The organism is Cellulosimicrobium sp. TH-20 (assembly GCF_002105775.1).
GTDB classification, from domain to species: Bacteria; Actinomycetota; Actinomycetes; order Actinomycetales; family Cellulomonadaceae; genus Cellulosimicrobium; species Cellulosimicrobium funkei.
Window position 1 is genome coordinate 2,960,820 of the sequence record NZ_CP020857.1, and the last position, 14,524, is coordinate 2,975,343.

Here is a 14,524-nt window from a genome sequence, read left to right on the forward strand (position 1 = left end):
CATGTGGTTCTGGGTGTGGACGGTGCTCGTGGTGGGCACCCTGGTGGGCGCGTTCTTCCTCGCGCGGCGCCTGTGGCGCTCCGTCAAGGGCCTGGGACGCGAGCTGTCGCGCGCGTCGCAGGTCGCGGCGGACCTCGGTGCGCGGGCGGACGAGCTGGCGCGCGCCCAGCAGGAGGCGCAGCCCTCGACCGCGCCCACGCTGTTCGACGACCCGGTCGAGCTGCGCGCCCGGGTGGACGTGCTGCGCGCGGACCGCGAGGAGCGGCGCGTGCAGCGGCGCCGCCGCGACGAGCAGGTGTGGTCCCGCTGGCGGCGGTTCAACGCCTGACGGGCACCCGTCCCGACCGTGCACGGCGCTCGGGCGACGCCTCGGGGCGCAAGGACCGTGACCTATGATGGCGCGAAGAGCAACGTCGCCCCTGGCCGCCCACGAGTAGGTAGTAGGTTCCCGCCGTGAACATCCTTCGTCACCCCGCGACGATCGTCGTCCTCATCCTCCTGGTCCTGCTGCTCTTCGGGTCGAAGCGGCTCCCCGACATGGCGCGCTCCGTCGGCCAGTCGCTGAAGATCTTCAAGAAGGAGGTCAAGGACCTGCGCGAGGACGACGACACGACGACGACCACGACGCCGTCGGGCACCACCGCGACGACGAGCACCGGCACCACCACCGGCGCGACGGGCACGGGTGCGACGAGCGTGACGGGGGGCACGGCGTCGTCCACGCAGGACGACACCCCCAAGGCGTAGTCGGTGTCCCGCACTCCCCGCGACCCCGAGGGGCGCATGCCCCTGCGCGAGCATCTCGTCGAGATCCGCAAGCGCCTCTTCCTCGCCGCGATCGGCATCGTCCTGGGCGCCGTCGTCGGGTGGATCGTGTACGAGCCGGTGCTGCAGGCCCTGCAGCAGCCGCTCGTCGACGCCGCCGAGCGCCGTAACGTCCTGACGGGCCTGAACTTCGAGGGCGTCGCCACGGCCATCGACATGAAGGTCAAGGTCTCCCTGTTCCTCGGCGTCCTGCTGTCGAGCCCGTGGTGGCTGTACCAGCTCTTCGCGTTCATCACGCCCGGCCTGACGTCCAAGGAGAAGCGGTACGCGTTCGGGTTCATCGGCGCCGCCGTCCCGCTGTTCCTCGCCGGCGTCGCGCTCGCGTGGGTCATGCTGCCGCGCGCGGTCGCGCTCCTCAACGAGTTCGTGCCCGACGGCAGCGCGAACCTCATCAACGCCCAGATGTACCTCGGGTTCGTCATGCGCCTCATGCTCGCGTTCGGCATCGCGTTCCTCGTGCCCGTGATCATGGTCGCGCTCAACACGATGGGCGTGGTGCGCGCCGCGACGTGGCTCGCCGGGTGGCGCTGGGCCGTGCTCATCTCGTTCCTGTTCGCCGCGATCATGACGCCCACGCCCGACGTGCTCACCATGTTCTGCGTCGCGCTGCCCATCTGCGCCCTGTACTTCCTCGCCTACGGGATCTCCGTCCTGCACGACCGGCGCGTCGACCAGCGCGACGCCGCCCGGCTCGCCCTGTGAGCACCCCGCCCCGACCGCGCCCCACCGGGCGCGGGGGCCGCGCGTGAGCACGGTCGCGCTCGTCGTCAACCCGACGGCCGGGCGCGGGCGTGGCCGCACCGCGGGCGCACGTACGGCCGAGGCGCTGACCGCGGCCGGGCACGACGTCCTCGACCTCAGCGCCCCCAGCCTGCCCCTCGCGCAGGAGTCCGCCGACGCCGCCGTCCGCGGCACCGGCGCGGCACAGGGCGTGGACGCGCTCGTCGTCGTCGGAGGCGACGGCATGGTGCACCTCGGCGTCAACGCCACCGCGGGCACCGGCGTGCCGCTCGGCATCGTCGCCGTGGGGACCGGCAACGACTTCGCGCACGCCCTCGACCTGCCCACCGGCCGCCCCGACCGCTGCGTCGACGCCCTCCTGGGCGCGCTCGGGCCCGCCGCGAGCGCCGGGGCGCGCGTGCGCGTGGTCGACGCCGCCCGGGTCACGGGCGAGCACGTGCCCGTGGCGCGCTGGTACGCGGGCGTGCTGTCCGCGGGGATCGACGCCGCGGTGAACGCGCACGCCAACGCCGCGACCTGGCCGCGCGGACGGTCCCGGTACGCGCGCTCCGCCCTGACGGAGATCACCCGCTACCGGCCCTACGGGTACCGCGTCACGGTGCGCGGCGTGCCCGCCGGCGACGACGTGCCGGACGTCCTCGCCGGCGCGCCCCTGCTGCCCGCGCCCGACGCCGCGCAGCACCCGGACGGCGCCGGCGGCCCGGACGGGCGGGCGTTCGTGTGGGAGTCGCCGGGCGCGCTCGTCGCCGTCGCGAACAGCCCCCGCTTCGGCGGCGGGGTCCGCGTCGCGCCCGACGCCGCGCCCGACGACGGCCTGCTGGACGTCGTCGTCGCGGGCCCGCTCGGGCGGTGGGGCGCCGCGCGCGTCTTCCCCGGCATGTACGCGGGGCGCCACCTCGCCCACCGCGCGGTCGGGACCGTGCGCGCGACGTCGGTCACGGTCGAGCCGACCGCCGCGGGCGCCGCGCCGCCGCACGCGTTCGCCGACGGGGAGCACCTCGGGCCGCTGCCGCTGCGCGTCGACGTCGTCCCCGGGGCGCTGCGCGTGCTCGACGCCGCCACCCCTACCCGCTGAGCAAGGGGGCTCTCGACCGGCGAGGTGGGCGGTGGACCGTAGGCTGACGGCATGACGGCCGACGAATCGCCCGCCGCCCGCTACGCCGCGTCCCGGGCCCGCCAGGCGGCGTCCCGCACGCGGCTCGCGGACTTCCGGCAGGTGCTCGACTTCCCCCTCGACGACTTCCAGGTGCGCGCGTGCGAGGCGCTCGAGGAGGGCCGCGGCGTGCTCGTCGCCGCGCCCACGGGCGCCGGGAAGACGGTCGTGGGCGAGTTCGCTGTCCACCTCGCCCTCGCGAGCGGGCGCAAGGCGTTCTACACCACCCCCATCAAGGCGCTGTCCAACCAGAAGTACGCCGACCTCGTGCGCCGCCACGGAGCCGACTCCGTGGGCCTGCTCACCGGTGACACGACGATCAACGGGGAGGCGCCCGTCGTCGTCATGACGACCGAGGTGCTGCGCAACATGCTCTACGCGGGGTCGCGCACCCTGGACGGGCTCGCGTACGTCGTCATGGACGAGGTGCACTACCTCGCCGACCGGTTCCGCGGGCCCGTGTGGGAAGAGGTGATCATCCACCTGCCCGACGACGTGCAGCTCGTGTCCCTGTCCGCGACCGTGTCCAACGCGGAGGAGTTCGGCGACTGGCTGGAGATGGTGCGCGGCGACACGACCGTCGTCGTCAGCGAGCGCCGGCCCGTGCCGCTGTGGCAGCACGTCCTCGTCGCGTCCGCGAACCCCGCGGCCGGGGTCGCGCACGCGGGCGGCGGGCGCGCGCCCGGCGCGGACCTGCTCGACCTGTACGCCGGGACGGTGGACCCCACCGACCCGGGCGTGAACCCGCCCATCAACCCCGACCTGCTCGCCGCGTTCCGCACCGCGCCCCGCACCGGCGGCCCCGGGCCGGGCGGACGGCGAGGGTCCGGCGACCGCGGGTACCGCGGCCGCGGCGGGCGCCGCCCGGGACCGGACCGGTCCGTCGTCGGGCGACGCACCCCCGCCCGGTTCGCCGTCGTGGACGCGCTCGACGCGGACGGGCTGCTGCCCGCGATCTACTTCATCTTCTCCCGCGCCGGGTGCGAGGGCGCCGTGCAGCAGTGCCTCACCGCAGGGCTGCGCCTGACGTCGCCCGCGGAGGAGGCCGAGATCCGGCGCGTCGCGGAGGAGCGCACCGCGACCATCCCCACCGAGGACCTGGAGGTCCTCGGGTACTGGACGTGGACGGAGTCCCTCGCGCGCGGCATCGCGGCCCACCACGCGGGCCTGCTGCCCGTGTTCAAGGAGACGGTCGAGGAGCTGTTCAGCCGCGGCCTCATCAAGGTCGTGTTCGCCACCGAGACGCTCGCGCTCGGCATCAACATGCCCGCCCGGTCCGTCGCGCTGGAGAAGCTCGTCAAGTGGGACGGCACCGCGCACGTCGACGTCACCCCGGGGGAGTACACCCAGCTCACCGGGCGCGCCGGGCGGCGCGGCATCGACGTCGAGGGGCACGCCGTCGTCGTCGACCACGCCGGCCTGGACCCGGTGCACCTCGCGGGCCTGGCGTCCAAGCGCCTGTACCCGCTGCGCTCGAGCTTCCGGCCCACGTACAACATGGCGGTCAACCTCGTCGCGCAGGTCGGGCGCGACCGGGCGCGCGAGGTCCTGGAGACGTCGTTCGCGCAGTTCCAGGCCGACCGCGGCGTCGTCGGCCTGGCCAAGCAGGCGCAGGCGCACGCCGAGGCCCTCGACGGGTACGCGCAGGCGATGACGTGCGACCGCGGCGACTTCGCCGAGTACGCGGCGCTGCGGCGGCGCATCACCGCGCGCGAGGGCGACCTGTCGCGCGCCGCGAGCCGGTCGCGCCGCGCCGAGGTCGTCGCCGCGTTCGAGCGGCTGCGGCCCGGGGACGTCGTCGAGGTGCCGTCCGGGCGGCGCGCGGGCTACGTCGTCGTGCTCGACCCGGGGGAGGGTGCCGGGTTCGACGGGCCGCGCCCCACCGTGCTGACGCAGGACCGTCAGGTGAAGAAGCTCACCGTCGCCGACGCGCCCGGCGGGATCCGCACCGTCGCGCGCGTGCGCATCCCCAAGACGTTCAACGCGCGCGTGCCCGCCCAGCGGCGCGACCTCGCCTCCACCCTGCGCAACGCGCTCGGCGCGCTCGACGAGCCGGGCACGCGCCCCGGCCGCACCACCCGCACCCGGTCCGGCGCGACCGACGACGCCCAGCTCGCGCGCCTGCGCGCCCAGCTGCGCGCCCACCCGTGCCACGACTGCCCCGACCGGGAGGACCACGCCCGCTGGGCCGAGCGGTGGGCGCGGCTGAAGAAGGAGCACGACCAGCTCGTGCGGCGCGTCGAGGGCCGCACCGGCTCCATCGCGCGCGTCTTCGACCGCATCTGCGACGTCCTGGTCACGCTCGGCTACCTCGCGCCCGCCGAGCCCGCGCAGGACCCGGCCGCACCGCTCGAGGACGCCCTCGACGAGGAAGAGGCCGAGACCCCTGGCGGCCCGCCCACCGGTCGCGCCGCCCGCGAGGCCGCGCGCACCGGGCTGCAGGTCACGCCCGACGGGCAGTGGCTGCGCCGCCTCTACGCCGAGAACGACCTGCTCCTGGCCGAGTGCCTGCGCCGCGGCGTGTGGGAGGACCTCGACGCCCCCGCCCTGGCCGCCGTCGTGTCCACGTGCGTGTACGCCGGGCGCCGCGAGGACCACGGCGAGCCCGACGTCCCCGGCGGCCCCCACGGCAGGCTGGCGCACGCGCTCGAGGCCACCACACGCGTGTGGTCCGAGGTCGACGACCTCGAGGACGAGCACGACATCGACGCGACCGGGCCGCTCGACGAGGGCCTCGTCACCGCCGTGCACCGCTGGGCCGTCGGGCGCAGCCTCGACGCCGTGCTGCGCGGCTCCGAGATCGCGGCCGGCGACTTCGTGCGCTGGTGCAAGCAGGTCATCGACGTCCTCGACCAGGTCGCGGGCGCCGCCCCCACCCCCGAGGTCCGCCGCACCGCACGCCAGGCGATCGACCGCCTGCGCCGCGGCGTCGTCGCCTACTCCAGCGTCTGAGCGCGCCCCGCCCCGGCTGCACCCCCGTCCGCCGGGGCGCGAGGCCGCCTCGGCGGACGGCTCGGAGAGTCGGCGCTGCGGCCGTGCGGCGTGACGTGCACGACACGCCCCCGGACCTGCGCCGACGCCGCCACCGGGCGGTGAAGCACGGCGGGTTGTGGCGGTATCGTGAAGGACTGTGGCCTCAACCCTGTACCGCGGCGGCGTGATCCACTCCCCGGCCGACCCGTTCGCGGAAGCGCTCCTCGTCGACGACGGCGTCATCGCCTGGATCGGCGCCGACGACACGGCCGACGGGCTCGCCGCCCGCGCCGACCGCGTCATCGACCTCGACGGGGCGCTCGTCGCCCCCGGGTTCGTCGACGCCCACGTCCACCTGTTCGAGGTCGGGCTCGCCCTGGCCGGCGTCGACCTGTCCGCGAGCGCCGGCGTGACGTCGCTCGCGGCCGCGCTCGACGCCGTCGCGAAGGCGGCGGCCGTCGCGCACGAGGACGACGTCGTGCTCGCGTTCGGGTGGGACGAGCGGTCCTGGCCCGAGGGGCGGCCCCCGACGCGCGAGGAGCTCGACGCCGCGGCGGGCGGCCGGGCGGTGTACGCGGCGCGGGTCGACGTGCACTCCGCAGTGGTGTCCACGACGCTCGCGCGCCGCTGCGCGCTCGAGACACGGCCCGGGTGGGACGAGTCGGGCTGGGTCGCGGGGGAGGCGCACCACGTCGCGCGCGACGTCGCCCGGGCGGTGTCCCCGGCGCGGCGCACGGACCTGTACCGCACGGCGCTGCGGGCCGCGGCCGAGCAGGGCGTGGTGTCGGTGCACGAGATGAGCGCCCCGCACATCGACACGCGCGCCGGGCTGCGGGAGATCCTCGCCCTCACGGCGGACGCGTCGTCGGGCCTGCCGCACGTCGTGGGGTACCGGGGCGAGCTGTGCGCCACGGCCGACGACGCCCGCGCGCTCCTCGCGGACGTGCCCGGCCTCGCGGGCATCGCGGGCGACCTCAACGTCGACGGGTCGATCGGGTCCCGCACGGCGGCGATGCGGCTGCCGTACCAGGACGGGCCGGACCGCGGCGACCGCGGGAACCTGTACCTCACGGCGGAGCAGATCGCGGACCACCTGTCCGCGGTCGCGGCGGTCGGCACGCAGGGCGGGTTCCACGTCATCGGGGACCGTGCGATGGACGAGCTCGTGCGCGGGCTCGGCCTCGCGGCCGAGGCGCACGGGCAGGGCGCGGTGCGCGCGGCGCGGCACCGGGTCGAGCACGCGCTGTTCGTCGACGCGACCGCGCTCGCCACGCTCCTGCTGTACGGGGTGAGCCTGAGCATCCAGCCCGCGTTCGACGCCGCGTGGGGCGGCCCGGACGGTATGTACGCGGCGCGCGTGGGGGCGATGCGGGCGCAGGGCCTGAGCCCCTTCGCCGACCTCGCGGGTGCGGGCGTGCCGCTCGCGTTCGGGTCGGACGCGCCGGTGACGCGGATCGACCCGTGGGCGGGCGTGCTCGCCGCGATGTCGCACGTCGACCCGGACCAGCAGATCTCGGCCCGTGCCGCGTTCCGTGCGCACACGCGCGGCGGGTGGCGCATCGCCGGGCTCGACCACACCGGCGCCGGGCAGCTGCGCGTGGGGGCGCCCGCGCACCTCGCGGTGTGGCGCGGGGAGCACCTCGTGGTGCAGGGCGCGCTGGGCCGCACGACGTCGTCGTGGAGCACGGACGCGCGCGCGGGGCAGCCGCTGCTGCCCGAGCTCGGGCCGGACATGCCGCGACCGCGGTGCCTGCAGACCGTGCGGGCCGGAGTGCCCCTGTTCGACACCTTCGTCTGATCGCTCCCGCTTGACAGGGCGGTGAGCCGGAGTAGTTTCGACAGGGTGTTCCGGCCCCCGTGGCCGCAGGGGGATCAGCCACCGACGACGACCCCTCGGCGTGCCGCGCCGGGTACCTGGCCGGGCTCGCGCGCTCAGTAGAAAACGTGCTCCGCCGGTGGCGGCGTCGTACGGGCCGAAGGGCGCGCGAGCCCGCACACACTCCCTCCCGGTGCCCGTCAGCCCTCCGCGGACGGCGGCGGCCCGCCAGGTCTTCGTGCAGGTCCGTGGCGTAGGGTGCACCCGTGCACGCCCCCGAGCCCCCGGCCGCTCCCGCCGGGCGATCCCGCCCCGCAGGCACGGCCGCCCGTGCGCCCGAGACCGGCACGCCTCACGACCGGCAGCCCGACGCTGGGCCGGACGCCGGACCGAACGCACGGCCCGACGGCCGATCCGAGCGCGAGGTCCCCGCGGGTTCGTCGCCCGCCGTCCCGTCGCGGCCCCTGACGCTCCTGCTCGCCCTCGCGGGCGGCCTGCTCACCGACACCGCGTTCCCCGACCGCGGGTGGTGGCCGCTCGCGTTCGTCGGCGTGGCCGCCCTGTTCTGGGCGCTGCGCCGCGACGGCGCGCGCTGGGGCTTCCTCGTGGGCCTGGTGTGGGGCCTGGCGTTCTTCCTGCCGCACCTGTGGTGGGCGAACTACGCGACCGAGACCGTGCCGTGGCTCGCGCTGTCCGTCATGGAGGCGTGCTTCGTCGGGCTGCTCGGTGCCGCGTGGGTCTGGGCGCGCCGCTGGTCGTGGCTCACGGGGCACCCCGGGCGACAGGCCGTCGCGTTCGCGGTGCTGTTCGTCGGGGCCGAGCAGGCACGCACCGAGGTGCCGTTCGGCGGGTTCCCCTGGGGCCGGCTCGCGTTCTCCCAGGCGGACTCCCCGCTGGGTCGCGCGGCGTGGCTCGGGGGAGAGGTCCTCGTGTCGCTGCTCGTCGCGCTCGCCGGGTCGCTGCTCGCGGTCGCCGTGCTCGCCGTGGTGCGCCGTCGTGACATCGCGACCAGCGACGTCGTGACCGGCACCGTCGTCCCCGTGGTCGTCGCGGCCGCGCTCGTCGTCGCACCGCTGCTCGTGCCGCTCGACACACGCGCCGAGGCGGGCACGCTCGCCGTCGGGGCCGTGCAGGGCAACGTGGGCGAGCCCGGGCTCGGGTCGTTCGCGAACCGGGCCGAGGTGCTGAACAACCACCTGCAGGGCACGCTCGCGCTCCTCGACGACGTCGAGCCGGGCGACCTCGACGTCGTGCTGTGGCCCGAGAACGGGTCCGACCTCGACCCGCAGACCACGCCCGAGGTGGCGCGCGCCATCGACGACGTCGCGCAGGAGGTCGGCGCGCCGATCCTCGTCGGCGCGCAGGAGTACCCCGAGACCGGCGGGCGGTACAACGTGTCGCTCCTGTGGGAGCCGGGCACCGGTGTCGTCGACCGCTACGCCAAGCAGCACCCGGCGCCGTTCGGCGAGTACATCCCGCTGCGCTCCCTGCTGCGCGTGTTCTCCGACCAGGTCGACCGCGTGAGCATCGACATGATCGCGGGCACCGAGACCGGCGTCGTCGACCTCGACGCGCCCCGCCTGGGGCGCACGGTGCCGCTCGGCGTCGTCATCTGCTTCGAGGTCGCCTACGACGGCCTCGTGAACGACGCGGTCGACGCGGGCGCCGAGCTGCTCGTCGTGCCGACCAACAACGCCTCGTTCGGGTACACCGCCGAGTCGACGCAGCAGCTCGCGATGTCGCGGCTGCGCGCCGTGTCGACGGGCCGCGCGACCGTGCAGGTCTCGACCGTCGGCGTCAGCGGCGTCATCGCCCCCGACGGCACGCTCCTGCAGAGCACGGGCCTGTTCACCGCCGACCAGATGGTCGCCGACCTGCCGCTGCGCACGAGCCTCACGCCTGCCGTGCGGGCCGGGGACTGGCCGGGCCGCGTCGTCGAGCTCCTCGCCCTGGGTCTCCTCGCCGCGGGCGTCGTCACCGTCGTCCGCGAGCGCCGCACCCGGACCGCCCCGGCGCCGGCCGGGGACGAGGCACCGTGAGCCCGCGCGCGGGGGAGGGCGGCGTCCCGGGCGGGCGCGTGCTCGTCGTCGTGCCCACGTACGACGAGGCGCTGACCCTGCCGGGCACGCTCGCGCGCCTGCGCGCCGCGGTCCCGGACGCGGACGTGCTCGTCGTGGACGACGCGAGCCCGGACGGGACGGGCGACCTCGCCGACGCCGCGGCCGCCGTCGACCCGGGCGTGCACGTGCTGCACCGGGCCGGGAAGGAGGGCCTGGGCGCCGCGTACGTCGCGGGGTTCGGGTGGGGCCTGGACGCCGGGTACGACGTGCTCGTGGAGATGGACGCCGACGGCTCCCACCAGCCGGAGCAGCTGCCAGCCCTGCTCGCCGCCCTCGGCCCCGCCACGGCGGACGGCGCGCACGACGGCGCGGACCTCGTCATCGGGTCGCGCTGGGTCCCGGGCGGGCGCGTGGAGAACTGGCCGCGGCACCGCGAGGTGCTCTCGCGCGCGGGCAACGCGTACGTGCGCCTCGCGCTGGGGCTGCACCTGGGCGACGCGACGGCGGGCTACCGCGCCTACCGCGCTTCCGCGCTGCGCGCCGTCGACCTCGCGAGCGTGGAGTCGCACGGGTACTGCTTCCAGGTCGACATGGCGTGGCGGGTCGTGCGGACGGGGGGCCGCGCGACGGAGGTGCCGATCACGTTCGTCGAGCGCACGGCGGGGCGGTCGAAGATGAGCCGCGCGATCGTCACCGAGGCGCTGTGGAAGGTCACGGTCTGGGGTGCCCGACGGCGCGCGGCCCAGCTCGCGAGCCTCGCGCGGTCGGTCGCGGGGCGGCGCGGCACGCGCTGAGACGTCCCCGCGGTGATGGCCGCGACGCAGAGAGGCCCGGACCCCCTCGCGGGGGTCCGGGCCTCTCGTGACGGGCGCGGCGAGGCGTCAGGCGCTGCGGCGCAGCTTGCCGGCGCGCAGCAGGCCGAGGCGCTCGTCGAGGAGCTCCTCGAGCTCGGAGATGGTGCGGCGCTCGAGCAGCATGTCCCAGTGGGTGCGGGCGGGCTTGCCGGCCTTGGGCTCGGGGCGCTCCGCGTCGCGCAGCAGCGCCTCGGCGCCGCAGCGGCACTCCCACACCGGGGGGACCTCGGCGTCGGTCGAGAACGGCAGGATGATGGTGTGCCCGTTGGGGCAGTCGTAGTGCGCCTGGAAGCGGGGGGCGAAGTCGACGCCCTCGTCCGACTCCATGCTCTTCGCACCGATGCTCATCCCGCGCAGCGAACGGTCGGCCATGGTGTCCTCCTGAGGGGTCTTCGGGGGTGGGTGGGCGCGCCCGGTGGGGGTGCGGGCAGCGGCCCGATCTACGAGAGGCAACGCCTCACGTGCGGTCGGTGTTCCGACACGCCGTGAAGGTCCGGTGAACGTCGCGGGGCCTCACGACCTGGTGGCCCCCGCGGTGCGTCGTGCCGGCCCGCCTCGGCGCGCCTTCCCAGGCTCCCGGGTTTCGATGCCCCGCGCAACTCCGCGGCCCCCGCCCGGCCCCGGACGTGTGCACGCTCACACCTCGCGGCCCGGGGTGCGGGAACAAACCCGGGGGGAGCCCGGTTGAGCGGCATGTACATGCAAACGCATCGACCTAGGACTCACGGGAGCACACCATGCAGTTCGGCATCTTCACCGTCGGCGACGTCACGACGGACCCCACGACGGGCCGGACCCCCGACGACACCGAGCGCGTGCGGTCCATGCTGACGATCGCGAAGCACGCGGACGAGGCGGGGCTGGACGTCTTCGCCACGGGGGAGCACCACAACCCGCCGTTCGTCCCGTCCTCGCCGACGACCATGCTCGGCTACCTGACGGGCGTGACGAAGAACATCGTCCTGTCGACCTCGACCACGCTCATCACGACGAACGACCCGGTGCGCCTCGCGGAGGAGTACGCGATGCTCCAGGTCATCTCCGACGGCCGCATGGACCTCATGATGGGCCGCGGCAACACCGGCCCGGTGTACCCGTGGTTCGGGCAGGACATCCGGCAGGGCATCCCGCTCGCGATCGAGAACTACGCGCTGCTGCGCCGGCTGTGGACCGAGGACGTCGTGGACTGGGAGGGCAAGTTCCGCACCCCGCTCCAGGGCTTCACCTCGACGCCGAGGCCGCTGGACGGTGTCCCGCCGTTCGTGTGGCACGGGTCGATCCGCAGCCCCGAGATCGCCGAGCAGGCCGCCTACTACGGCGACGGGTTCTTCCACAACAACATCTTCTGGCCCATGAGCCACACCAAGCAGATGGTGCAGTTCTACCGTCAGCGCTGGGAGCACCACGGCCACGGCCCCGCGGACACCGCGATCGTCGGGCTCGGCGGCCAGGTGTTCATGCGCAAGGACTCCCAGAAGGCGTGGGACGAGTTCCGCCCCTACTTCGACAACGCGCCCGTCTACGGGCACGGGCCCTCGATGGAGGACTTCACGCGCGAGACGCCGCTCACCGTCGGCTCGCCGCAGCAGGTCATCGACCGGTACGCCGCGATGCGCGACCACGTGGGCGACTACCAGCGCCAGCTGTTCCTCGTCGACCACGCGGGCCTGCCGCTCAAGACCGTGCTCGAGCAGATCGACCTCCTCGCGGGCGAGGTCGTGCCCGTGCTGCGCAAGGAGATGGAGGCCGTCCGCCCCGCGCACGTGTCGGCGAACCCGCCGAGCCACGCCGAGCGCGTCGCGGCCGCCCGCGCGGCCGGGACCGAGGGCGCCGCGCACGTCGGCGGCACCGAGGACCTCTGGACCGGGCGCACCGCCGAGGACGACACCCGCACCGCCACCGCCGGTGCCGCGTTCGGCCTGTGACACCGGCGACACCCGCGCCGTGACCACCCGCCCGACGGCGTACGGTCGAGGAGTGCCCCGCACCCGCGACCGGCCGCCGTCGGGCACGGCAGCACCCGGCCCGCGACGGGCCGCACCCCGCACCGCACGTCAGCACCTCAGGAGCACCGCATGACCGCCAGCACCCCCGCCCCGGACCGCCGCCTCGTCGTGGTGTCCGCCGGGCTGTCCAAGCCGTCCTCCACGCGCCTGCTCGCCGACCGGCTCGGCGAGGCCACGCTGCGCGAGCTGCAGGGCCTCGGCGTGAGCGCCGAGATCGAGACCGTCGAGCTGCGCGACCACGCGCACGCCGTCGTCGACGCCATGCTCACCGGCTTCCCGACCGGCGACCTCGCGGGCGTGCTCGAGCGCCTCACCGCCGCCGACGGGATCGTCGTGACCACCCCGCTGTTCACCACCACGTACTCCGGGCTGCTCAAGTCGTTCGTCGACGTCCTCGACAAGGACTCGCTCACCGGCACGCCCGTCCTGCTCGGCGCGACCGGCGGCACCGCCCGCCACTCGCTCGCGCTCGAGTACTCGCTGCGCCCCCTGTTCACCTACCTGCGGGCCGACGTCGCCACGACCTCCGTGTTCGCCGCCACCGACGACTGGGCGGCCGCCGAGGGCGACTCCGGGGGCGGCCTGCCCGCCCGCATCGCCCGCGCGGGCCGCGAGCTCGCGGAGAAGGTCGCGCTGCGCAAGAACACCGGCCCGGCCGACCCGTTCGCCGGCACGCCCGACTTCACCGCCCTGCTCGGCGGCCTGTGACCCCCTGACCGCGCGCCCCGGCCACCGGTGCTCCGGCCGGGGCGCGCACCCCTGCCCGACCTGCGACGACACCCCGCCCGCACCGCGACCCGCCTTGCCCCCGGCAGGCCCGTCGCGGCAGGATCGGGGGACCGACAACGACGGGGGAGCACCATGAGCCGCAGCACCACCGAGGACCAGGCCGCACGACCCGGCGACCCGGAACCGGCCGCGCGGCCCGCCGCCCCGCAGACCCTCGCCGTCCCCGTCGTCGAAGCCCTCGCCGACCACGCGCCCCGCCCCGACCAGGACGTCGCGGCCCCGCCCCGGCGCCGACCCGTCGGCATCGTCCGGGCACCGCAGCCCGCCCCCGACGCCGCCCGCTTCACCGCCGCACCCCGGTACCCCGCCATGTTCCACGTCGCCGGAGGCCGCCTCGTGTGGGACGGCACCCGCCTGCGCCTCGTGCGCGGCGACGACACCGTCCTGCAACCCGCCGGGCGACCCGTCGTCACCGTCACCGGCGACGGCCCCACCGTCGCCGTCACCTGGCGCGACGACCAGCACCCCACCGCCCGCGCCACGCGCGCCGTCCTGCTCGAAGGCTCCTCCGCACGGTTCGCGCGCTTCGCCCGCTCCCTCGCCGCCACCCGCCCCGGCGCCATCGAGCTCGACGACCGCACCGTGCCCTCCGCCCGCGTCCCGCACCTGCGCCCCGACCACGCCGGGACCACCCGCCGACCCGGCGTGTTCACCCGCGCCCTGTGGCGCGTCGTCGGGCGCGCCACCACCGACCCGGCACCCACCGGCAGGGGAGCTGACCTCGTCACCCGGCTCGAACGCCTCGCCGCCCTCCACCGCGCCGGAGACCTCACCGACACCGAGTACGCCCGCGCCAAGCAGGCCCTGCTCGACTGAGGGGACCGACCCGACGGAGTGCGTCAGTCCCCGGCCGGGCCCCACCCGGTCACGTCGACCTCCGTCATCACCGACCGGCCGTCACGGAAGTCCCCGTACCGCGCCCACGCCAGGGTCACCCGCAGCAGCACGATGCCGTCGTCCCGCAACGACCCCGCGAACTGCGGGAACGCCGCCGCGTACGCCGCGGCGCAGCGCCGCCGGTCCGCACCCGCCGGGACGTCCGCGACGCCCTCGCACTGCACGGTCGTCCCGTCCGTCCCGCCGACCGTCACGGCGACGCGCGGGTCCCGGGCCACGTTCGCCACCTTGCGCGACGACGCGCGCGCGTCGAACACCAGCTCACCCGCCTCCGTCGCCGCCACCGCGAGGAACGCCGCCTGCGGGCCACCGCCATGACCGAGGGACGCCACGACCCCCCACCCCTGAGAACGGACGAAGCCGACGAACGCCGCACGATCCATGCCGCCACCGTAGCGCCCGGTGTCGCC

At 75.8% G+C, this 14,524-nt stretch carries 13 protein-coding genes; 11 read left to right on the forward strand and 2 right to left on the reverse strand.

Features of this window, described 5'->3' with window-relative positions:
- Position 1: 1 nt before the first annotated feature.
- From B8281_RS13085 to B8281_RS13120, 8 genes are all read left to right on the forward strand, one after another.
- Entirely contained in the window at positions 2–328 is a 327-nt protein-coding gene (locus tag B8281_RS13085) for a hypothetical protein (RefSeq protein ID WP_034651635.1), read from the forward strand.
- A 125-nt stretch (positions 329–453) separates the two neighbouring features.
- Positions 454–747, forward strand: coding sequence for a Sec-independent protein translocase subunit TatA (gene tatA / locus B8281_RS13090; protein WP_043660072.1), 294 nt, complete (start codon positions 454–456; stop codon positions 745–747).
- A gap of 36 nt (positions 748–783) precedes the next feature.
- On the forward strand, positions 784–1,527 hold the full coding sequence (gene tatC / locus B8281_RS13095; protein ID WP_043660075.1) for a twin-arginine translocase subunit TatC: 744 nt from the start codon (positions 784–786) through the stop codon (positions 1,525–1,527).
- A gap of 43 nt (positions 1,528–1,570) precedes the next feature.
- On the forward strand, positions 1,571–2,641 hold the full coding sequence (locus B8281_RS13100; protein ID WP_085387952.1) for a diacylglycerol kinase family protein: 1,071 nt from the start codon (positions 1,571–1,573) through the stop codon (positions 2,639–2,641).
- A 51-nt stretch (positions 2,642–2,692) separates the two neighbouring features.
- Complete coding sequence (locus B8281_RS13105) at positions 2,693–5,671, forward strand: RNA helicase (protein WP_085387953.1); 2,979 nt, start codon at positions 2,693–2,695, stop codon at positions 5,669–5,671.
- A gap of 178 nt (positions 5,672–5,849) precedes the next feature.
- Positions 5,850–7,490, forward strand: a complete 1,641-nt coding sequence (locus B8281_RS13110) for an amidohydrolase (protein ID WP_085387954.1) — start codon at positions 5,850–5,852, stop codon at positions 7,488–7,490.
- 284 nt (positions 7,491–7,774) lie between these two features.
- Complete coding sequence (gene lnt, locus B8281_RS13115) at positions 7,775–9,547, forward strand: apolipoprotein N-acyltransferase (RefSeq protein ID WP_369824891.1); 1,773 nt, start codon at positions 7,775–7,777, stop codon at positions 9,545–9,547.
- Positions 9,544–10,362, forward strand: a complete 819-nt coding sequence (locus B8281_RS13120; RefSeq protein ID WP_085387955.1) for a polyprenol monophosphomannose synthase — start codon at positions 9,544–9,546, stop codon at positions 10,360–10,362. Before lnt ends, B8281_RS13120 begins: the two co-directional genes overlap by 4 nt.
- Before the next feature lie 87 nt (positions 10,363–10,449).
- Here B8281_RS13120 and B8281_RS13125 read toward each other — a convergent pair whose 3' ends face one another.
- Positions 10,450–10,794, reverse strand: coding sequence for an RNA polymerase-binding protein RbpA (locus B8281_RS13125; protein WP_021483180.1), 345 nt, complete (start codon positions 10,792–10,794; stop codon positions 10,450–10,452).
- A gap of 365 nt (positions 10,795–11,159) precedes the next feature.
- On the opposite strand from B8281_RS13125, the gene B8281_RS13130 reads away from it, so the two are divergent.
- The 3 genes from B8281_RS13130 (at position 11,160) to B8281_RS13140 (ending at position 14,033) form a co-directional block, all read left to right on the forward strand.
- A complete protein-coding gene (locus tag B8281_RS13130) occupies positions 11,160–12,347 on the forward strand; it encodes an LLM class flavin-dependent oxidoreductase (RefSeq protein ID WP_085387956.1) in 1,188 nt (395 codons plus the stop codon).
- 150 nt (positions 12,348–12,497) lie between these two features.
- Positions 12,498–13,136: an FMN reductase gene (locus B8281_RS13135; RefSeq protein ID WP_034656126.1), complete on the forward strand. Its 639-nt coding sequence runs from the start codon at positions 12,498–12,500 to the stop codon at positions 13,134–13,136.
- A gap of 153 nt (positions 13,137–13,289) precedes the next feature.
- A complete protein-coding gene (locus B8281_RS13140) occupies positions 13,290–14,033 on the forward strand; it encodes an SHOCT domain-containing protein (protein ID WP_085387957.1) in 744 nt (247 codons plus the stop codon).
- 23 nt (positions 14,034–14,056) lie between these two features.
- On the opposite strand, the gene B8281_RS13145 is transcribed toward B8281_RS13140, so the two are convergent.
- Complete coding sequence (locus B8281_RS13145; protein ID WP_198163069.1) at positions 14,057–14,497, reverse strand: pyridoxamine 5'-phosphate oxidase family protein; 441 nt, start codon at positions 14,495–14,497, stop codon at positions 14,057–14,059.
- Positions 14,498–14,524 lie beyond the last annotated feature (27 nt).

Coding starts and splice junctions, on each gene's coding strand:
- B8281_RS13085 (WP_034651635.1), top strand. CDS start 2: ATGTGGTTCTGGGTGTGGACGGTGCTCGTGGTGGGCACCCTGGTGGGC.
- tatC (WP_043660075.1), top strand. CDS start 784: ATGCCCCTGCGCGAGCATCTCGTCGAGATCCGCAAGCGCCTCTTCCTC.
- B8281_RS13105 (WP_085387953.1), top strand. CDS start 2,693: ATGACGGCCGACGAATCGCCCGCCGCCCGCTACGCCGCGTCCCGGGCC.
- B8281_RS13125 (WP_021483180.1), bottom strand. CDS start 10,794: ATGGCCGACCGTTCGCTGCGCGGGATGAGCATCGGTGCGAAGAGCATG.
- B8281_RS13130 (WP_085387956.1), top strand. CDS start 11,160: ATGCAGTTCGGCATCTTCACCGTCGGCGACGTCACGACGGACCCCACG.
- B8281_RS13135 (WP_034656126.1), top strand. CDS start 12,498: ATGACCGCCAGCACCCCCGCCCCGGACCGCCGCCTCGTCGTGGTGTCC.
- B8281_RS13140 (WP_085387957.1), top strand. CDS start 13,290: ATGAGCCGCAGCACCACCGAGGACCAGGCCGCACGACCCGGCGACCCG.
- B8281_RS13145 (WP_198163069.1), bottom strand. CDS start 14,497: ATGGATCGTGCGGCGTTCGTCGGCTTCGTCCGTTCTCAGGGGTGGGGG.